General features: G+C 45.6%; 17 protein-coding genes. 7 read left to right on the top strand and 10 right to left on the bottom strand.

Annotated features, from left to right (window positions below; genetic code table 11):
- Positions 1-38 precede the first annotated feature (38 nt).
- A complete protein-coding gene (locus tag K4039_RS26900) occupies positions 39-284 on the bottom strand; it encodes a hypothetical protein (protein WP_265239553.1) in 246 nt (81 codons plus the stop codon).
- A gap of 160 nt (positions 285-444) precedes the next feature.
- Here K4039_RS26900 and K4039_RS26895 point away from each other — a divergent pair, with 160 nt between their 5' ends.
- Entirely contained in the window at positions 445-696 is a 252-nt protein-coding gene (locus K4039_RS26895; protein WP_265239557.1) for a DUF2281 domain-containing protein, read from the top strand.
- Positions 697-1,089 (top strand): type II toxin-antitoxin system VapC family toxin, encoded by a 393-nt coding sequence (locus K4039_RS26890; protein WP_265239556.1) that lies wholly within the window; start codon positions 697-699, stop codon positions 1,087-1,089. It abuts the gene before it with no gap.
- 159 nt (positions 1,090-1,248) lie between these two features.
- Here K4039_RS26890 and K4039_RS26885 read toward each other — a convergent pair whose 3' ends face one another.
- The 6 genes from K4039_RS26885 to K4039_RS26860 all read right to left on the bottom strand — a co-directional run bounded on the left by K4039_RS26885 (position 1,249) and on the right by K4039_RS26860 (position 8,302).
- Positions 1,249-1,470 carry a hypothetical protein gene (locus K4039_RS26885; protein ID WP_265239555.1) on the bottom strand — a complete coding sequence of 74 codons (222 nt, stop codon included), beginning with the start codon at positions 1,468-1,470 and terminating at the stop codon, positions 1,249-1,251.
- Positions 1,471-1,623: 153 nt separating this feature from the next.
- Positions 1,624-1,869, bottom strand: a complete 246-nt coding sequence (locus tag K4039_RS26880; protein ID WP_265239554.1) for a hypothetical protein — start codon at positions 1,867-1,869, stop codon at positions 1,624-1,626.
- Between the two features lie 31 nt (positions 1,870-1,900).
- Positions 1,901-2,146, bottom strand: coding sequence for a hypothetical protein (locus tag K4039_RS26875; RefSeq protein ID WP_265239553.1), 246 nt, complete (start codon positions 2,144-2,146; stop codon positions 1,901-1,903).
- 280 nt (positions 2,147-2,426) lie between these two features.
- A complete protein-coding gene (locus K4039_RS26870) occupies positions 2,427-2,699 on the bottom strand; it encodes a hypothetical protein (RefSeq protein WP_265239552.1) in 273 nt (90 codons plus the stop codon).
- 188 nt (positions 2,700-2,887) lie between these two features.
- The gene (locus K4039_RS26865) at positions 2,888-6,979 is read right to left on the bottom strand and encodes a S8 family serine peptidase (protein ID WP_265239551.1); all 4,092 of its coding nucleotides are present in this window, start codon (positions 6,977-6,979) and stop codon (positions 2,888-2,890) included.
- Positions 6,980-7,417: 438 nt separating this feature from the next.
- Complete coding sequence (locus K4039_RS26860) at positions 7,418-8,302, bottom strand: 4-hydroxybenzoate solanesyltransferase (RefSeq protein WP_265239550.1); 885 nt, start codon at positions 8,300-8,302, stop codon at positions 7,418-7,420.
- A 95-nt stretch (positions 8,303-8,397) separates the two neighbouring features.
- On the opposite strand from K4039_RS26860, the gene K4039_RS26855 reads away from it, so the two are divergent.
- The gene (locus K4039_RS26855) at positions 8,398-10,014 is read left to right on the top strand and encodes a Ppx/GppA phosphatase family protein (RefSeq protein ID WP_265239549.1); all 1,617 of its coding nucleotides are present in this window, start codon (positions 8,398-8,400) and stop codon (positions 10,012-10,014) included.
- Between the two features lie 110 nt (positions 10,015-10,124).
- Positions 10,125-11,552, top strand: coding sequence for a YdiU family protein (locus tag K4039_RS26850; protein ID WP_265239548.1), 1,428 nt, complete (start codon positions 10,125-10,127; stop codon positions 11,550-11,552).
- A gap of 41 nt (positions 11,553-11,593) precedes the next feature.
- On the opposite strand, the gene K4039_RS26845 is transcribed toward K4039_RS26850, so the two are convergent.
- Positions 11,594-13,783, bottom strand: coding sequence for a tetratricopeptide repeat protein (locus tag K4039_RS26845; RefSeq protein ID WP_375339841.1), 2,190 nt, complete (start codon positions 13,781-13,783; stop codon positions 11,594-11,596).
- A 227-nt stretch (positions 13,784-14,010) separates the two neighbouring features.
- Positions 14,011-16,206: a tetratricopeptide repeat protein gene (locus K4039_RS26840; protein WP_265239546.1), complete on the bottom strand. Its 2,196-nt coding sequence runs from the start codon at positions 16,204-16,206 to the stop codon at positions 14,011-14,013.
- Positions 16,207-16,580: 374 nt separating this feature from the next.
- Between K4039_RS26840 and mnmE the strand changes: the two genes are divergently transcribed.
- Complete coding sequence (mnmE, locus tag K4039_RS26835; protein WP_265239545.1) at positions 16,581-17,966, top strand: tRNA uridine-5-carboxymethylaminomethyl(34) synthesis GTPase MnmE; 1,386 nt, start codon at positions 16,581-16,583, stop codon at positions 17,964-17,966.
- Between the two features lie 199 nt (positions 17,967-18,165).
- Here mnmE and K4039_RS26830 read toward each other — a convergent pair whose 3' ends face one another.
- Positions 18,166-19,704: a SagB/ThcOx family dehydrogenase gene (locus K4039_RS26830; RefSeq protein WP_265239544.1), complete on the bottom strand. Its 1,539-nt coding sequence runs from the start codon at positions 19,702-19,704 to the stop codon at positions 18,166-18,168.
- A gap of 228 nt (positions 19,705-19,932) precedes the next feature.
- Here K4039_RS26830 and K4039_RS26825 point away from each other — a divergent pair, with 228 nt between their 5' ends.
- Entirely contained in the window at positions 19,933-20,454 is a 522-nt protein-coding gene (locus tag K4039_RS26825; protein ID WP_265239543.1) for a pentapeptide repeat-containing protein, read from the top strand.
- Positions 20,455-20,649: 195 nt separating this feature from the next.
- Positions 20,650-20,988 (top strand): hypothetical protein, encoded by a 339-nt coding sequence (locus K4039_RS26820; protein ID WP_265239542.1) that lies wholly within the window; start codon positions 20,650-20,652, stop codon positions 20,986-20,988.
- The last annotated feature ends 58 nt before the right edge of the window (positions 20,989-21,046 follow it).

The raw sequence follows: 21,046 nt of genomic DNA, 5'->3' as shown, positions 1-21,046 counted from the left end.
GCGATCGCCCTTTGCGGATAGTTCCAAAATGGCGCATCCTATTTCCTTTGAGGAGATTCTACCAGTTCTGATTCCTGAAGACGTTGCGATAATAGGCAATCTTCAAAGCTGAAAGCTTCTGAGTCTAGAAAACTAGCGATCGCCATTTCGATCGCAGATTCGAGAGAGCATTCTAGCTGCGTAGCTTTTTCCATCAGGGCGACTTTCACATAGTCAGGCAAATGGGTCATCAGCGAATGAATAGCTTCTGGTGGCAAGTGTTGGATGTTGAGGGTATGATTCATTGTTCTCTGGGATAGCTGAATTTGAATCTCGGAGAGAAAAGAAGAGCGCTCTTTTTAGCAACCGCAACAGATGCCTGATGGACGCGGATGGAATAATGGCGACTAAATGAACTATAATTACTAAAATAAAGATCAGCTGTACTTTATCTATAATCTAATTATGACTGTTCTTGAACAAATCTACGCGATCGTCAAAACCCTTCCCCAAAACCAAGCTAGCGAAATTCTCACTTTCGCTGAGTTTATTCGTGCCAAATACCTGAATGATAACCAATCCACCGATACAGTAGATTCTTTAACTTCTTGGCAGGAATTGATTTATTCCCTCGCTGGAGCATGGGCAGATGACTTTCCTACTCTGGAAGAAATTCGTACCGAGTCGGGGGAAGACATTTTGCGGGAGAGCTTTTAGATGTACATTTTGGATACAAATACATTAATATACTACTTCAAAGGACAAGGACAAGTTGCTCAAAACCTTGTCAATATACCTCCTCAAGAAATTGGTATTTCCACGATCGTCTTGTTTGAATTGCAAGTTGGTATTGCTAAATCTACTTCACCCGCAAAACGCACTGAACAACTTCAGCAACTCTTGAGCCGAGTTAATCTTGTTCCTTTCGATCGCGATTCTGCTGTTGCTGCTGCCACAATCCGCGCTCAATTGGAGCAACAAGGCACTCCCATCGGGCCGATAGATGTTTTGATTGCAGGGACAGCTTTAGCATTTCAAGCAACTCTTGTTACTCACAATGTCAAGGAGTTTTCGAGAGTTGCAGGACTTGCGATCGCGGACTGGTATTGAGTATTTGGCATCATCAAGTACGGCTGGTTGTTGTTCAAAATTAAAGTACATAAATTGTAGAAACAGCTTATATAATTGACTTGCCAAAAGCAGGTATTTGATAACACGGCGATCGCCCTTTGCGGATAGTTCCAAAAGGGCGATGACTATCGAATCTAGCTATCCAGATACTTCCCAGTCGGTAATCGCTTGAGTTTGCCATTCTTCATCCCATCCTAAATCGAGTTCGTCAACTAGCTTGCAAGCTTCTGCTAAAGCTTGGTTTTCTTGCTGTTTTCGCCATTGTTGCAAGAGTGATTCTATCAAAGCGCTGGGGTTTTGCACTTTTTGATTGATGTATGTGAGTAAGTCTTCTGGTAAGCAGATAGAGATGTCGTTCATTGGTTAATAAGAATATTTTTTTTGTGACTATTCTAGCAATAATTGGATGAATCGGCAATTTTTTGTTACTTGAATGCAAAAATGGAAGGGCGAGATCTCTTTCGGATAGTTCCAAAAGGGATCTCGCACTTTCCAATTTTCTCAAAAATGGGTTTATGCTGCTTCCACTTGTAGCCGACTTTCTACTCGTTCGTATTCATCTTCTAACAGCCAGAGTTTAGCTTCTTGATAACTTGAACTGGCAAATACGATCTGATAATTTTGAGCAGGATCGTAGATAGAGCTATTACCTGAATTGTCACCCAGTAAAATTAGGACGTAAGGGGGTGATGCTGTCGGATCTACCCATAATTCTGTGAATTCCCAGTTATCGGCTAGGTTTGGTTCTGGGGATGACATGATATTTATCTCCTTTAAAAATATCTCGCATCTATTTCCTTTGAGGAGATTCTACCAATTCTGATTCCTGAAGACGTTGCGATAATAGGCAATCTTCAAAGCTGAAAGCTTCTGAGTCTAGAAAACTAGCGATCGCCATTTCGATCGCAGATTCGAGAGAGCATTCTAGTTGCGTAGCTTTTTCCATCAGGGCGACTTTCACATAGTCAGGCAAATGAGTCATCAGCGAATGAATAGCTTCTGGTGGTAAGTGTTGGATGTTGAGGGTATGATTCATTGTTCTCTGGAAATTTTTACGTTGTAGGGAGGATGTGCAGCTTGAAGGATGAGGGTTTCTAATTCATATAATAACCCTGGTCTTTGCCATTGGTTGAGGGTAACGAAAAGTAGAATCGAGATACCTTTGCGGATAGTTCCAAAAGGGATCTCGCTTTTATTGTTGGTGAGAGTTAGTGGAGGGCGATCGCACTTTCGTCTCAAATAAAAGGCGAGATCCCTTTGCGGATATTTCCAAAAGGGATCTCGCTCTGGTTAAAGAAGGGATCTCGCTCTTTGACTTACTGAGCATTTTCTTGCCCTAGAAGTCGATCGAGTTTGTTTTCAATTGTAGTGAGCTTTCTCAGCATCGTTGGACGATCTTCATCCAGAGAAGTCAGCAAGTTAGCAATTCCTGACTGAACGTTAATCAATTGCACGACAGCATTTTGCAATTGTACCATTCCGTCTCGAAGCTCCTGTCGTTCGAGTCTTGCTTCTGCCATGTTATCTAACATAGCTTGAGTTGCTCTAGCGTTGCTTTCTATTAGTTGCTTCAGTTCTTCATCGGTCATGTCGATGGCTGTTGGTAAATGAGATATTACTGAAGATTATAGCAGATGGAATCGGGGCGATCGCCCTTTGCGGATAGTTGCAAAAGGGATCTCGCTTTTATTGTTGGTGAGAGTTAGTGTCGGGCGATCGCTCTTCCCGCAAAGAAGTGCGATCGCTCTTGTTTTCAGAATAGCGATTGCTCATGCAACTATCTGGTAATTTTCTTTTGTGCCTCCCAAAAAGCCTGTAAAGGACTCATCGTTTTTGCGGTAACTGCATTAATCGAAGCTTGTTCTTGAGTGACACCAGGCGAGTTTTTGTACCAGTCTTTATTGACATTTAAAGCTGCATTTTCATCTGGTATAGTTGCAACAGTCAAATGAAGGTGAGGAGACATACCTGGTATATTCCCAGGATTACCAATTTTTGTTGTATTAGCTTTCACGTTTGTGTCAATACTTGTACCACTTGCTAGATGTAAATACCACCAAAAACGATTTACTGGCTTTCCGTCTACTTTTTCCTGAACAACAATAGCCCTGCCACTACTATGATAGTTAGGTATGTCTCGAACAACTGTGCCATCGACTGGTGAGTAGATATTATCTGTTGTCTTAGCTGAGATATCTATTCCAGTGTGAATCCAGCCAACTTTACCATCTACTACTGCTTTATCGATGTATACTTTGTCATAAGCATAACCAGAATCTGATTCGATTAAGCGACCTTGAAAAATTGCTTTGGAAAGCTCTACATACACTTGACGTACTTGTTGACTGCGTTCAATCTTCTGAAGTTCAGAGTATAACTTAGAGTTATTCTTCGGCTCTTCTTGATTAGAATAAAGCAAAGAATCACCTGTCTGCAAATCCCACCAACGATCGTCGCTAGAGATTGGCTGATTAGGCTTGGATATAGACGGAACAGATACAGATGGCAAAGCAGTACCTTCTTTGTAAGCGATCGCCTTAACGCCATTCCAGGAAATGTAACCCTTCTCAAAGTATTGGATTAGCGTTCCATCCCCTTGGCCCTTTTCCGCACTCTTCGGAGCACCCAACCAGCCATCCAATCCACCTGTTTTCAAGAATTTCTGACGGATCGCACCATAAAGCGGGAAAGTTCCATTTTTACTGCTAACAATTGATCCTTTATCAAATAGCTGATAGCTGGCACCATTATAGTTGATGACATCAGAAGTGGGATTGCCCAGCGTTCCTTGATAATTCTGGAAAACCGGATAGAAATTGCCGCCGACGTTGTGACCGTTGAGATTAATTGAAGTGGGCGGCACGACAATGGGATTGTCTGTGGGCGGCACGACAACGGGATTGTCTGTGGGCGGCACGACAACGGGATTGTCTGTGGGCGGCACAACAACGGGATTCTCTGTTGGAGGTAGTAAGGGCGGGTTTCCAGGCGGGTAGCCATTCGTGAATGCACTCGGTACCCAGTAAGATTTGCCGTTGTAATTTGTCCGAAACCACAAAGCATCTGGCTCTTGTGTGGTGATATCCTTGACTGCTTCCCCGTAAGTCCAAGCATCGAAAGTGAAAGTCTGACCTTTGTATCCCACATTCACATCGCTTTTATCGCTCAAATTAGTCCCAGTACGAAGATTTACACCAGTAGTTGACCAAATAATCGATGTAAAACTTCCTGTCTTTATGTCATAAGTCGCCCTTTCCCAAGGCGTGACTTTTCCTTCTAAGCCCCAAGTTGTCGGACTCAAGAAAGGACTAGGGGTGTAACTTTGTGGCTTGGTTTCCTTGGCCAAATCCACAGCCTTATTGAAATTCACCACCCCAAAACCCGTTTCTTCATCCCATCCGGGCGCCTTCAAATCGATCGCACTTCCAGTCAAAACATCAATCACTTGAGAAGCATTCAAAGCCGGATTGCTTTCCCAAACCTTAGACAACATCCCCGCCGCAATCGCCGCCGACGCAGAAGTTCCCGCCATTTGGCCGACATCATCACCAACCGTAGATAAAGTCGGATTGTCGATCGAACCACCGGGCACTAAAATATCCAAACCATAGCCGTAACTCGAATAATCCGATCGCCCAACTCCATTAGACGAACCAACCGTGATAATATTCTCAAACTCCTGAGAAGATTGACCCAAAACCGACATCACACCGCCATCATTACCCGCCGCCACAACCAACAGCACACCACTTTGACGCGCATTTTCCAACACAGCCCGCTCTCGCGCTGTAAACTCGTAACGAGTAGTAATGCTACCGTCAGCATTCTTTTGAGTTAAATCGAGGGGAAGCAGGGCGATCGCATTCTTCTTCTTTTGTCCCTTCGCTTCACTCACAAAATCATTTAAAGCTAAATCCCATTCCCCAGAACCAATCGCCCGACTTAGGTAAACATTCGCCTGATCGTTATAGCCATCAATCCCTTTATCATTGCCTTGAATTGCGCTTACCAAACCCCAGCTAAACGTGCCGTGTTCGTTTCCTTCTCCAGCATTTAACAACGGGTTGCTATCTTTGTCGATGCGATCGCGCCCCATCGTCACCTTAGAGTAATCCAAATCGGCATTCTTCGCAGCAAACCCAGTATCGATGATGCCCACAAAAGTGCGATCGGGCGCTGGCGGCAAAATAGTTTCAAAAGGCGGTTTAGTCTCTGGCGATTGTTCAGTGACAGGCGGTTGTGGGTCGATCGCAGGTGGTTCTGAGGGAGTCGTTGGGGCGATCGGAGGTTTTATTAGTACAGGCCCTGTAATCATCACAGGCGGTACAACAGCAACTGGCGGCGTTGTCTCAACTGGCGGTACAACAGCAACTGGCGGTACAGCAGGCGGCGTTGTCTCAACTGGCGGTGTTGTCTCAACTGGCGGTACAACAGCAACTGGCGGTGTTGTCTCAACTGGCGGTACAGCGGGCGGTACAACAGCAACTGGCGGTGTTGTCTCAACTGGCGGTACAACAGCAACTGGCGGTGTTGTCTCAACTGGCGGTACAACAGCAACTGGCGGCGTTGTCTCAACTGGCGGTGTTGCCGGCGGTACAACAGCAACTGGTGGTGTTGTCTCAACTGGCGGTACAACAGCAACTGGCGGCGTTGTCTCAACTGGCGGTGTTGCCGGCGGTACAACAGCAACTGGTGGTGTTGTCTCAACTGGCGGTACAACAGCAACTGGCGGTACAACAGCAGGCGGCGTTGTCTCAACTGGCGGTACAACAGCAGGCGGCGTTGTCGCTACTGGCGGTGTTGCCGGCGGTACAACAGCAACTGGTGGTGTTGTCTCAACTGGCGGTAAAACAGCAGGCGGGGTTGTGGCTACTGGCGGTGTGGGAGTGACATACTCGATCAATTTCTTGCCGCCATCGAGTTTAGTCCAATCCTTACTCGGATTGATTACTTTGTCGATCGACACAGCCTTACCAGTCGCACCGGTCAACTTGAAAACCAAATCGTTGTAATCTTTATCCGAACCCGTATCAACCCGCTGATCCTCCATCGCAAAGGCCTTGCCGGTGCCAGTAACATCAGCTATTTGACCGTACAGCCAAGCATCATCTGGATTAGTGCTAGATAACGACAGCAGCGGGCGTTTGTCACCGCCAGCATTGGGCTTATTAAAGATATCTTGCACAGTAGCGTTCGGCACCAACATCACAGCAAAAGCCTCACCCGGTTTCATCCCAAATGTTTTCGGGCCGCTGTAGGTTCCTTCGTTATAGTTGTCCTCTCCTAAAAGACCGTCAAACAGCGGATTTGCGCCTTCTGTAGGGTCGGAAATTACTACGTGACCAAAGGTAGAATTGCTCAGAGCTCGTCTTGCCGCTTCTTTGATAAACTCCTGAGAACCTGGAGTTAATTTCTCCATGCCCTGCACGCTGAAAATGGCAACTTCTCCTTGATAATTGCCACCGTCGTGCAACCAGTCAAAGCCAACTTGTCCCGTAGAATCTGTAGCGAAAAAGCCGGAATCAACTCCCAAACCTGTCAGCGGGTCAACTTTGCCGTCTGGTGTTAAACTAACTTGATAATTTGTATCGCGCGAAGGTGCAGAAATTTTGAGTGCATAATTTGTTGCACCCAAATTATCGATGCTAAATGTACCGGAATTTGTGCCGTCGGTGGCGATGTCTTTGACGACTTTTCCGTCACTGTCAAGCAGTTGCATCCCCACCACGGAAGTGAAACCTTCGGCGGTGACACGGAAACTTCCTGTATTCAGTCGATTGAAGCGATAGGTATCGATGGGGTCAGTTTTTCCCGCAAAGTCGATCGAGAAATAGTTGTCGTTGAGATTGCCGATAGAAGTAGTAGACATGGTGCACCTCGATTAATCCGATAATTTGGGCTGACATTTATCTATCTGGAGTGCGTCGGAGTTTTTATGCGGTTTGTAATATAACTTCACACAAGGTGTGGGTCAAACTCGCTGAACTTGCGCCGCTACTTATCTATCTGGAGTGCGTCGGAGTTTTTATGCGAAATTTCGGTTTTTGTAATATAACTTCACACAAGGTGTGGGTCAAACTCGCTGAACTTGCGCCGCTACTTATCTATCTGGAGTGCGTCGGAGTTTTTATGCAAAATTTCGGTTTTTGTAATATAACTTTACAAATACTTGGCAAAATCCCCGTTTTTAGGGGATGCAGAATGACGTTGAAAGAGATATAGGGCGGTTGAAACCGCCGTCTGTTCTTCAACCCGCGCACCATCCGGGTTTTGTTTGTATAGACGCGGTTTCAACCGCACGGTATTCTCAAAAAATATCCCCAACAATCATCCCCGCCAATATGACAAACCCAACCCAAACATTTTGGCGAAAGATTTGACCATAAACAGGTGTGGGAATATCATCCTTTCGCAGTTGACTGTACTGCAAAAACCACAAAATCGCCGCCGCACTAATCGCTATCCAAAAACCAACGTGCAACTGCAAATTAATGCCCATTGCTGCTAACAAACCGACCGTACCAACAAAGAAAAAACCCACAGCATTAGCTGCATTATCCCCGAAAAATATCGCGCTGGAATTTACGCCCAAACGCAGGTCATCTTCTCTGTCGCTCATCGCGTAAACTGTGTCAAATCCCATTGTCCAAAACACGACTGCTCCCCACAGCAACCAAGTTGCTATTTCTAATTGATTGACGGCGGCGCTCCAACTAATTAATACTGCAAATCCCCAGGCTATTGATAATACTAATTGCGGCACCGGAAAGAATCTTTTTGCTAGCGGGTAGCAGATAATTACTGGTACGGCTCCAACGCAGAGCCAGAAGCTTAAAGGATTGAGATAAAATGCCAGAATCGCGGCGCTTGCTAAGGAAATTAAGGCAACTCCTATTGCTGTTTGTACGGTGAGGGCGCGGGATGCTAGGGGGCGCGATCGCGTTCTTTCTACTTCGGGATCGATATCGCGATCCCACAAGTCGTTAATCACGCATCCAGCCGCACTCGTGGCTAAGGTGCCCAACACTATCACACCGACTAATGCTGCGGGCGGCGTTCCGTGGGCTGCTAAAAAGACGGCCCAGAGGGCTGGAATCATTAAAATTAGTCGCCCTGCTGGTTTGTCCCACCTCAAAAGCTTTACGATGGTTAGTAATTTGGATTCGGTTGGGCGATCGGGCTCTATAAGCATTTTAATTCTAGATTGGAGATTCTTAATATTTTAAGCCGATGGCTCAGTAAATTCATGGAATAATTAAAAATATCTGTCAACCCCGATACACTCCTATGGTTAATTCACTTGCTTCTGCGGAGTCAAATCGCATTATTGCCGCTATTGATATGGGTACTAACTCGTTTCACATGGTGGTGGCGCGGATCGATCCGAAATTGCCCGCGTTTACGATTATTGCTAGAGAAAAAGATACGGTTCGATTGGGCGATTGCGAGGCTAAAACAGGGTGTTTGAAGTCTGAAGTTATGCAAAGGGCGATCGCAACTTTGCGCCGTTTTCAAGATATTGCTAAAACTTTTAATGCTGAACAAGTCATTGCTGTAGCTACGAGTGCGGTTCGAGAAGCCCCTAACGGGCGCGAGTTTCTCAAACAAGTTGCTGACGAATTAGACCTAAATGTTAGCTTAATTTCCGGTCAAGAAGAAGCGCGGAGAATTTATCTCGGCGTACTTTCGGGAATGGAATTTAACAATCAGTCCCAGGTAATTATTGATATTGGCGGCGGTTCTACTGAGTTGATCTTAGGAGATAGTTCTGAACCGCGCTGTCTCACCAGTACCAAAATTGGTGCTGTACGCCTGACTGGAGAATTTGTCAAAACTGACCCGATTAGCAAGGAGGAGTTTGCCTATTTGCAAGCTTATATTCGGATTTCGCTGGAAAGACCGATCGACGAATTGCGATCGCAATTCAAGGCTGGCGAAACTCTGCGCTTGATTGGCACTGCTGGAACCATCGAAACTCTGGCTGCAATTAACGCTCGCGAAAAGCTGGGAACAGTTCCGAGTCCGCTGGCGGGCTATCAATTAAGTTTAAAAGATTTGCGCGATTTAGTCAATCGCTTTCGCAAACTTTCTTACTCGGAAAGGCTGGCAATTCCCGGAATGTCTGATAAACGGGCGGAAATTATTCTCGCCGGCGCTTTGATTTTGCAGGAGGCGATGGCACTATTAGGGATGGAATCGCTCACTGTGTGCGATCGATCTTTGAGAGAAGGCGTCATTGTTGACTGGATGCTGAGCCGAGGTTTGATTGAAAACCGCTTGCGCTATCAAGGTTCAATCCGCCAGCGCAGCGTTCTACACATGGCTGCAAAATATCAAGTTAACTTAGAACAAAGCGAAAGAACCGCAGAATTTGCGCTGAATTTGTTTGACCAAACCCAAGGAATTTTACACAATTGGGGAACTGAAGAACGCGAGTTGCTGTGGGCGGCGGCGATTCTGCACAACTCCGGTTTGTACGTCAGTCATTCGGCGCACCACAAGCATTCTTACTATTTAATTCGCAATGGTGAGTTATTGGGATACACTGAAACAGAGATTGAAGTAATTGCTAATCTAGCTCGATATCACCGCAAAAATCCTCCCAAAAAGAAGCATGAAAATTTTCAAATTCTCCCGAAAAGATACCGAGAAGTAGTGAGTAAACTGCATCCTTTTCTGCGGTTGGCTGTGGCTTTGGATAGGCGGCAGATTGGCGCTATTGCTGATTTCAAATGCGAACACCGCCCGGAAGTGCGAGAGTTTCACTTGCGGCTGCAACCGCTCAACCCCGCGGACGATTGCGCTCTGGAAATGTGGAGTTTGGATTATAAAAAGCCATGTTTTGAAGATGAGTACAATCTCAAATTAGTGGCAACTTTAGAACCGAGTCTGGTTGGAGTTTAAATACCAGCCAGAGCAACTGTAGGGTGCGCACTGCGCACCTTACGCATATATAGAACGACAATCAGCTAAAATATTTGGATCGATCGCCATTTTCAACATAAAATAGACAAATGTCAAATCCCTTACTTTCCCTCAACTACGAGCCCGCCCTCGAATCCCTCGGCGGCGACTACTTTGATGAAGTCCCGGCGGCCGATTTTCCCCAGCACATCCTCCGCTTCCGCAACGACCAATTATTACCGACATTGGGTTTAGACCCCTCAGAAGTAACCGACGAGCATTTCATCCAAGCATTCGGCAAATTTCACTGCGTGCGTCCATTTCTCGCACTCCGCTACCACGGCTATCAATTCAACGAATACAACCCCAATTTAGGCGACGGTAGAGGCTTTTTATACGGCCAAGTTCGCGGCACTGACGGCAGACTTTATGACTTCGGCACTAAAGGTTCTGGTCGCACTCCCTACTCGCGCAGTGCTGATGGTAGACTCACTCTCAAAGGGGGAATTCGCGAAGTTTTAGCTGCTGAAGCTTTGCAGCGATTGGGAGTTCGGACATCTCGCTGTTTTAGTTTAGTTGAAACCGGCGATGCTTTGTGGCGAGGTGACGAACCTTCTCCGACGCGATCGTCTGTAATGGTTCGTTTTAGTGAATCTCACATTAGGTTTGGCACTTTTGAAAGGCTAAATTATATCCGCCGCCCGGACTTAATTAAAAAACTTTTAGATTTTGTAATTGAATATTACTATCCTGAACTGCATTTAGCAGCTAGCAATTCTGGTGCTTCTTCAGAAGAAAAGTATGCACTATTTTATGCGGATTTAGTCAAGCGAGTAGCTGAATTGGTCGCTCAGTGGATGGCGGCAGGTTTTTGCCACGCGGTGCTGAATACTGATAATATGTCGATTACTGGTGAAAGTTTTGATTATGGGCCTTTTGCTTTTATACCAACTTATAAACCGGAATTTACGGCAGCTTATTTTGACCATTATGGTCTTTATTGTTACGGCAATCAACCGTTTGTTTGCAAGGGGAATTTGGAGAAGCTTCAGCAACCGCTAGCAGCCGCGATTTCTCAAGCTGATATGGATGCTGCTTTGGCAAAGTTTGGTGAGTATTATAATGTTGCTTACCGTCAGTTGATGCTGAATAAATTGGGATTTGAAGATTTGCCAGAGGCGGATGGTGATGAGCTTTTGAAGTTGACAATTAAGATGTTGGCGGAGTCTCAAGTTGATTATCATGATTTCTTTTGGCAATTGCGCAGACAGTTCGATCGCACTTGGCGAGATGATGTCAATCAAATTTTTAGTGACGCGGAACCTGGGGAGTTGTTAGCACCTTGGCGGGAGTTTTATTGTCACGTTTTGCAAAGTTTGTCGGCGGACGATATGGACAAAATGGCCCAAAGGTTGCGGAAGCACAATCCTGAACAATCGCTGTTGAGACCTACGATTGAGGCTGTTTGGGAACCGATCGCTCTTGAGGATAATTGGCAACCTTTTTATGATTTGGTTAAGCGAATTCAAGACTCTTAACGGTAATTTTGCAAGGTGCGCAATGCGCACCCTACGAATAACTATTTGAGCTTTTCAATCTCAAATTGTGTGTCTTTATAACCGCCAGTAAGTCCTTGATCGAGAAAGATTTTGCCCGCTTTTTCTAAGTCGCTAATCGCTCCTGCTTTGTCTCCTAACGATCGCCTAACCATTCCTCTACCGTAGTAAGCACCAGCATAATTTGGATTGATCCGAATGGCTTGCACGTAATCGCCGATCGCACTATTGTAATTATTTAACTGCTGGTAAACCTTGGCCCGATTGGCGTAAGCTTCAGCATCGTTGGGATTCAGCCCGATTGCTGCGGTAAAATCTGCGATCGCCCCTTGGCTGTCGCCCGCTGCGTTGCGAGCCAAACCCCGGTTGCTGAAAGCATTATAATCCTTGGGATTCACTGTCACCGCTTGAGTGCAATCGGCAATTGCTTTCGGATAATCCTTCAAATTTATATAAGCAATACAGCGATTGTTATAGGGAACCCCATCTTCATCGCTCAGCGCAATTGCTTGAGTGCAATCGTCAATTGCGGCTTGATAAGCTCCCAAATTTAACTGCGTACTGCAACGATTCGCGTAAGCATCTCCACTCTTGGGATCGATCGCAATTACCTGAGTATAATCCGCCAATGCTCCCTGATAATCTCCTAGGTGAAAGCGAGCTCTCCCCCGACTGTAAAAAGCATCAACATTCTGAGCATCCAGTTTAATTGCTTCTGTATAATCTCCAATCGCCCCCTGTAAATCGCTGTTACCAGCGCGAGCAATCCCCCGCGAATGATAAGCTTTAACCATGTTCGGCTGCAATCGAATTACTTCGGTAAAATCCTGAATAGCCGTCTTGTAATCTTGTATTTCTAAATAAGTAACTCCTCTTTCATAATATGTATTAATATCGTTGGGCTGGAGCTTCAAAACCTGAGTGTAATCCTCAATTGCTCCGCGCTTGTCGTTGAAATCACGACGGGCAAGAGCCCGGTTAAAATAAGCCTTGAAATATTTAGGATTGAGAGCGATAGTCTGACCATAATCGGCAATTGCTTCTTGATATTTTTTGAGGTCATAATTAGCATTACCCCGCTGATAAAAACTCTCAGCATTTTTAGGGTTTAATTGAATAGATTTATCAAAGGCTTGCAAAGCGGCCGCCGCATCTTGATTTCGAGAGCTTGCTACTCCCTTTTCGTAATATTCCTTAGCTTTGATTGGATTCGGGCGGCTACAATAATTAAACAAAAATACCAGAGCAATCGCCCCACAGCCAGCAAATATCAGCCACCAAAACCGAGTCCCCAACCGTAACCCAAAATTATTAGAAGACAGTAAGCTCGACGGAGATTTTTTTTTGTTTTGAGTCGTATTTCCCGCGTCTGGGCGGTGTCTCAACTTGCTGAGAGCTGCCAAAATTTCCTCAGCCGATAGATAGCGTTTGCTAAATTGGTGGCAGACCATTTTGTCGATTATATTTGCCAATACCGGAGAACATTGAGTTCGGTTGCGCCAAACAATTTCCCCGGTGTGAGAAGGATTCGGATCTTGCAATTTTGGCAAATCCGTACCGGGCAAACCCGTGATAGCTTGGATGGCCATCATCCCCACTGCATAAAGGTCACTGCTAAATTGTGGGTTGCCTTGAAATTGTTCGATCGGCATATAAGCCGGAGTCCCAGTCGCAATGGTGCGCGGAAATTCTGTATCGTAGTCGCTGACATGATTAGCAACTTCTTTAACTGAGCCGAAGTCAATTAAAACTAATTTGCCGTCTGGTTTACGGCGGATTAAGTTGGAGGGATTAACATCGCGGTGAATCACTCCCTGAGAGTGTACAAAAGCCAGAAGTTGTAACACTTCTTCCAATAGCAACAGCACTCGCTCTTCCCGCCAAGGTTGACCGGCCACAATTTCCCGATTTAGGGCGTGTCCGGGTACAAATTCTTCTACGAGGTAGAATTGATTATTTTCTTCAAAATAAGCGAGTAAAAAGGGAATTTGATCGTGTTTTCCCAGTTTTTCTAATATTTCTGCTTCTTGTTTAAATAAGCGGTAAGCTGTTTTGAGAACTGTGGAAGTGTTGCTGGGAGGCCGAAGCTGTTTGACTACACATTGAGGGTGGCCCGGACGGCGAGTATCGACAGCCAAATAAGTTTGTCCGAAAGCTCCCGAACTGAGAATTTGCACTACGCGATAACGCCTGTCTAAAAGTTGACCAACCATGTTCATATCAATAATTGGGAATTGGGAATTGGGAATTGGGAATTGGGGATTGGGGATTGGGAATTGGGAATTGGGGATTGGGAATTGGGAATTGGTAGTGGGTGATTTTGACTTCTTTCTTCTTCCTTGTTGGTTATTCATTTTCCTACCTAATGACTAATGACAGTTGACTAATGACTGATGACTGATGACTGATGACTGATGACTAATAACTGATGACTAATAGTTTATTTAGGGTCGTTGATTTGTGCTTGTGCGTTTTGAAAACCATCGGCTCTTCCTTGTTCTAAAAACAGGGTTGCAGCTTTCTGAAAATCCTCGATCGCCCCAGCCCGATCTTTGAGTTGGCGACGGACAAGGCCTCGGCTGTAAAAAGCGCTAGCATTGTTGGGGTTGATCCGTAGCGAATGAGCGAAATCCTCAACCGCTAAAGGGTAATTTTTTAGTCCTGAGTACAGAGTACCGCGATTGCTGTAAGCTATGGCATCACTGGGATTAAGCCGAATTGCTTGAGTAAAATCTTCCACAGCCCCCTGCTTGTCTCCCGAAGCCGATCGAGCTAATCCTCGATTGCTGTACGCCTTGGGATTGTTGCTGTTGAGTCCGATCGTCAAACTGCAATCTTCGGTAGCCTTTTGAAATTGTTTTAAATTCAGATGAGCAATGCAGCGGTTGTTGTAAGCTGCTTCATCTTTGGGATCGAGGCGAATTGCTCGGCTGCAATCTTCAATCGCTTTGTCGTAGGTTGCCAAATTTAAGTAAGCGCTGCACCGATTAGTATAAGCATCAGCTTGGTCTGGTTCCAATTCGATCGCCCTACTGTAATCTTCCATCGCTCCTTGATAATCTGCCAGATTAAATCTCGATCGACCGCGACTGTAGTAAACCCCAGCTTCCTTGGGGCTAATTTGAATCGCCTGGGTAAAATCCGCCATTGCTCCGGTTTTGTCGCCCGATGCCGATCGAGCTAAACCCCGATTGCTGTATGCTGTCGCATCGTTGGGATTAAGCCGAATTGCTTGAGTGTAGTCTTCAATTGCCGTGCGGTAGTCTGCCAAATCGTAGTAGGCTAAACCCCGCTGGTAGTAGGCCTCGCCGTCGTTAGGATTGAGCCGCAATACTTGGGTAAGATCTTCCAATGCCCCCCGCTTGTCGCCGGTGTCGCGGCGCGCCAGAGCTCGATTGTATATGGCTTTGGTGAAGCTGGGATTAACTTTAATTGCTTGGGTGTAATCCTGTATTGCTTGCTCTGTCGCGCCCATATCATAACGAGTATTAGCCCGCTTGTAGAAAGTTTCGGCATCACTGGCATTCAGGGCGATCGCTTGAGTATAATCGGCGATCGCACCTGTTTTGTCACCTTGCTGCGCCTTGGTAGCGCCCCTGGCCAACAATTCTTTTGCCCTCGCCGGATTTTGACTCTGCCAAAAGTAAATTATGACTGCTATCAAAATTAAAGCTGCCGGTATTGCAGCGAACACCAACAGTCTGGTTGGGCGCTGTCTCGGCCGTTGACTCGTAGCCTTCCTGATGATCGTGGCTGGCGACGGCTCAAAATCGTATTTTACGGCGATTTGCTTGAGGTCGGTCAACACTTCGGTGGCATCTTGATAACGTTCCTCGCAGTCGGAGTCCACCATGCGATCGATCATATCTGCTAGGGTCGCCGAACAAGTCGCCCGATCGCGCCAGGGAATTTCGCCTTGGTTTTTTAAGGCACTCAGTTCATCGGGCGAGAGTCCCGTCACCGCAAGCTGGGCGATCGTACCTAGAGCGTAAATGTCGCTATTGTAACGGGGGTTGCCGATCGATTGCTCGATCGGCACATATAATATTTCAGCAGCCAACTCCTGTTTTTTTCCCAAAGGCTTTTTAACAGAGTTCGGGGAGGTTGGCGCCAACAAATGACAATTAGCGAGTTCCGGGTTAATTTCTTTGTCTAAGCTAAAGTCAATCAACACAAATTTGTCATCTGACTCGCGCCGGATCACTCTATCTGGTTGAATTCTGCGATGAATGAACCCGTTATCGTGTATAAACACCAAAACTTCTAATATGGATGATAGCAGAGCAATTACTTTCTCTTCTGCCCAAGGTTCACTGGGTATCAGTTCTTCGCTTAAAGGTTGACCCGCAATAAATTCTTCAATTAAGTATAAACTTTGATTTTCCTCAAAATACGCCAGTAATTCGGGGATTTTGTCGTGTTTACCCAATTTTTCAATTATTTCTGCATTTCTTTGAAATATAATTTTGACTAATTCTGGAGTTTGCGAACTTGTGCCGAGAAGCCGCATTTCTCTAACCGTGCATTGCGGATATCCGGGACGGTGAGTATCTGCTGCTACATAAGTTTTTCCCACTTCACTTGAGTCTGTGACTTTAATGATGCGGTAACGTCTGTCTAGAAGTTGACCAATCATGCTATGCCCTCTGCCCTGTTAATGTTCGATTATCGCATGAAACCAGGATAGCAAAAAGATGTTGCTGACTAATTTAAGTTCGAGCAGGCCGTGAATGGGGCTTTCCGGGCGAGGGCTGTTCTGCAAGCCTCGTTAACAGTTGACAGTTGACAGTTGACAGTTGACAGTGAAGTTTTTAGGCAGGGGATTTAAGCCCCTGCCTAAAAACAATCCACCTAAAGGTGGGGGCTTAAATCCCCTGTGCCTCGGTAACGGATTCGCGAGCGAAGTCAAGCAGGGCGGGCACGCTCTTTTAATATCTTGGAAAAACCTCGCTAAAATTGTTTATCCTGTCAATGAGATCTGTATAACTTTTGAATGTGTGAACAATAAAAATGTCTGAATCCCTAACAAAAGGAGGAACGATCGCAGCGATCGCCACTGCCATAGTACCGCAACAAGGCAGCGTCGGCATTGTGCGAGTTTCAGGTTCCGCAGCCTTAAAAATTGCCGAAACCCTGTTTCGCGCCCCAGGACGGCAAATTTGGGAGTCTCACCGCATTCTTTACGGTCACATCCGCCGCCCCAAAACTCAAGAATTAGTCGATGAAGCCTTGCTGTTAATCATGAAAGCACCACGTTCTTTTACCCGCGAAGATGTGGTGGAATTTCACTGTCACGGTGGCATTATGGCGGTGCAGCAAGTCTTGCAGTTGTGTTTGGAAAATGGCGCGAGATTGGCGCAGCCGGGAGAGTTTTCGCTCAGGGCTTTTTTGAATGGAAGACTAGATTTAACTCAAGCTGAAAGTATCTCGGATTTGGTGGGAGCCCAATCGCCGGCAGCCGCGCAAAGTGCTTTAGCTGGTTTGCAGGGAAAATTAGCTCAACCAATTCGCAAGTTAAGAGCAATTTGTTTGGATGTGTTGGCAGAAATTGAGGCGAGAATTGATTTTGAGGAAGATTTGCCACCTTTAGATGAAGGTCAAACTTGTTTGGAAATAAATCACATTTTGAGCGAATTGTCAAGAATTTTAACGACGGCAGATCGCGGTGAATTGTTGAGAACTGGTTTGAAAGTGGCGATTGTCGGTCGGCCGAATGTGGGAAAGTCGAGTTTGTTGAATGCGTGGAGTAAGAGCGATCGGGCGATCGTCACAGATTTGCCCGGAACGACGCGGGATGTGGTAGAATCGCAGCTAGTTGTGGGCGGCATTCCGGTGCAGGTACTCGATACTGCGGGCATTCGGGAGACGGAGGACAAGGTAGAAAAAATCGGCGTTGAGCGATCGCGCGCCGCAGCAAAACAAGCCGATTTAGTATTATTGACAATTGACGCAGAATCTGGTTGGACACCAGGCGATTGGGAAATTTACGAACAAGTAAAACACCGCCAGCTAATTATAATTATCAACAAAATTGACCTAGTAAAAACAATCCCAGAATTGCCTTTTACCTCTGAAATTCACCCGATAGTCACCGCAGCCGCCGCCCTCGATCGAGGCATAGAAGACTTAGAAACAGCAATCTTAGATGCTGTCAGCGGGGGGAATTTGCAAGCAGCAAACTCGGATTTTGCAATCAACCAGCGACAAGCAGCAGCCTTAACTAGAGCCAAAATTTCTCTGGAACAATGCACGGATACTATTAAAAATAAATTGCCTTTCGATTTTTGGACAATAGATTTGCGCGGCGCAATTCAAGCATTGGGGGAAGTTACGGGGGAAGAAGTGACAGAATCAGTGCTGGACAGAATATTTAGCAGGTTTTGTATTGGGAAATAGATCAGACATACGGTTAAAACCGCGCCTACAAAAACTAAGTCCGCCGACGCGGACTAAAGAAAACAGGTAATTTTAAGCGCCCGGTCTTCTTATCTTCAACCCGCGCACCATCCGGGTTTTGTTTGTGTAGACGCGGTTTCAACCGCTCAGTTTTATGTGGATTATTTCATTTAACGAATATTATATTTACTAGAACGAGTTACGATCGCGGTCTTCCCAGCGTTGTAATATAAAGCACGGCCTCACTCGTAGGAATACCGAGAACGTCATTCACGCGATCGTCAAAAAAGCCCGCAATACCGCTGACACCCAAACGCAGTTGAACCGCTGCTAAATTCAATCTCTGGCCCAAATGACCGGCATCCATGTGCAAATATCGGTAAGCCCGATCGCCATATTTTGCTACAGCCCTGTTCAAATCCGCCGTATGAAACAACAGCGCCCCCGCATCTCTGCCCAAATCTTGCCCCAAACACAAAAAATGTAGCTCCCTGCGGAAATTTTTAAACCGAATTTGCCGCAATTCTTGAGCTTTCGGAGCGTAATAATAACAACCTTCTTCCAACCCATTCACTCCCGAAACAGCAATAAAAGTCTCGATCAAACTCAGATCGAAATAGTCGGGATAACCGTCTAATCCTTGGTCGATATAGTGCTGCGGCTGGTAAGTAAAATCCAGCATTGCCAGCAGTTCACCCAAGCTCAAAGAAGCACCTGTATAAGCACGGGTAGAACGCCTTTTGAGCATTGTATTTTCTAAACCTTCCAGGTTGACTCCCCAAGGAATCGAAGGAGTTACCGTCGAAACTTTAGTACAAAACGGAAAGTTGTATTTATCGTCTAAATCGCCTTCACTTTCATCGAATTTCCACCCATCAAGTCCGGTAGGATCTGATTCTAACTCTGTCGCTTTATGGAGGTATCCTAAGAGTTGACCTTCGGAAATCTGCGGGTAATCTGTCGTGGTGTTTCCAGGCAAAGCTGTTTTGAATTTTGGCAAGTTTTGGTCGATATCTAGCAAGTCGGCTAAAGCAACTAAACAGATCGCTCCTTCTTGTTCCGAGTCGATGTACAGTAATTGATTGATAGCTTCGTCGGCAAATCCTCCAATCAGGTGAGGTCGGTAATCGTTGACGGCGCAAGCTAACTCGATATTGCTCAATAAATGACCAGTGTCTAGGAAAATTCGTCGATAAGCTCGGTCTTCGTAACGCCAAGAAGAACGGAAGAAAACAGTCGTAATTGCGATCGCCAATTGGGTATTTTCTAGCACTGGCGATCCAAAACAAGCTGTTTGCAACGCCGGCCAAACTTGACTGTCCCAAAAATGAACCAGCGTATGAGTTCTACACTGATAATTGTAGAGCCCCGCCGGCAAATGTGGCGTGCCACGGGAGATTAAATAAACTTCTGCTGGGTAGAGCCCGCCCGCCGACGGTGCCGATCGCAAATACAGGTAGCTTTCATCTACCGTCTGCACCTTCGCCGTCAGCCCGTAGCTGCACAGCAACAAGCTAGACAACCGATGCCACCAACCGGCATCGGGAGCGGCATTTGGATCATCTGAGGGGTCTTTTAGGTGAGGCTTGAGGTCAAAATACGCTCCAATTTTATATTCTTTGAAGGGTACGGGTTGCTCTGTCCAATCTAGCTGTCTGCTTTTGGCAGCAATGGTTTCAGGATCGTATTTCGTCCGTTCGTGGTAGTGCTGAGCAATGGAAATGGGAAGTTCTGGCATATTTCAGTAGAGGATGGGCTTTGGTTTGTCGATCGATCTTGACATTACTGACGGCAAGCATGGTCTAGCAACGCAGAAATTTACAAATATAAAAAAAATCTTAGAAAAAATGCGATCGTTGTTACACAAGCTTAACATGAGAAGTGCCTAAGTATAAATACGCAAAATAATAACCATCAATTATCGTTATAGATTGGCTGGTATAGCTGACTTAATAAAGGGATGAAAATGCAAAAGCTAAGCGCTGAGCAATTGCTCGCTCAGTATTCTGAAGGCAAGCGAAATTTTGACGCAGTAGACTTAAGTGGAGATAACTTGTTTCAAGCAGATCTGGCAGAAATAAACCTTTCTGGTAGCGTTTTGAGGCGAACTTATTTGCCCTACGGAAATCTGACTCAAGCCAATCTTTACAAAACTCAGTTGCAGGATGCTGAATTAGGCGATATTCAACTTTATCAAGCCAACTTGTCGGAAGCTAATTTGAGGGGAGCTAATTTATCAAGAGCAAATTTACGCCACGCCAATTTACAAGGTGCTAATTTGCAAAAAGCGAATTTACAAGGTGCGGATTTGTACAATGCAGATTTGAGCAATGCCGATTTGAGATATGCCGATTTGAGTCGAACTAATTTGGAGAAAGCAAAGTTAACCAAAGCTCAATTGGCTGGCTGCAACTTCTTTCGATCGCGCTTGGTGGATTTGTCCGACGCTGAGTGCGATCGCACTACCATCGGCCCCGAAGGATATTGATTTCGCAGCAATGCGTTTGGGCGATCGGCCGAAAAGAGCGTCAAGCGTAGCTATCCCGTAGGGAATCGTCCTTTTTGACATTTTTTAACATTTCTCGACACCGCTGACAATGTGAGTTAGAATCGTAAAGAACTTATCTCTCTGCAATATTGACAATCAACAACACATATTTCCACATAAAAAACGGTCAAATCTATGAATGATCCAGATGAAAAAGCCAGAGAACTCCGACACAAAGAACAACAACTTAGAAAACGAGAACAAGAACTTCGACTTCGCGAACTAGAAGCAGAAATCGAAAAATCGGTGCCAGAACATATAACGAGAAAGTACGAAGAACCAGATAGCGATCCTCAGGCAAAACTTAAAATATGGCGTCGAAAAATTATAGCAATCACTCAATTTACAGGTCTGGCAATTGTCGCGCTGGTTGCGATTCGCGTAGCATCTTGGCTGGGAACTGCGGTACTGGTTGGAGCAATTGCTTTGATTGGTTACAAAATATTGTTTGAAGATAAGAACTCTAAAAAATAACTGGCAGGGTATTGTAGTTATTGCAGGTTTGCACTGCGCACCTTATTGCTATCAATAA

Source organism: Lyngbya sp. CCAP 1446/10 (genome assembly GCF_026130175.1).
Taxonomy (GTDB): domain Bacteria; phylum Cyanobacteriota; class Cyanobacteriia; order Cyanobacteriales; family Microcoleaceae; genus Microcoleus.
The sequence above is the reverse complement of the archived record's forward strand: the minus strand, read 5'-3'. Positions and strand labels throughout refer to the sequence as shown.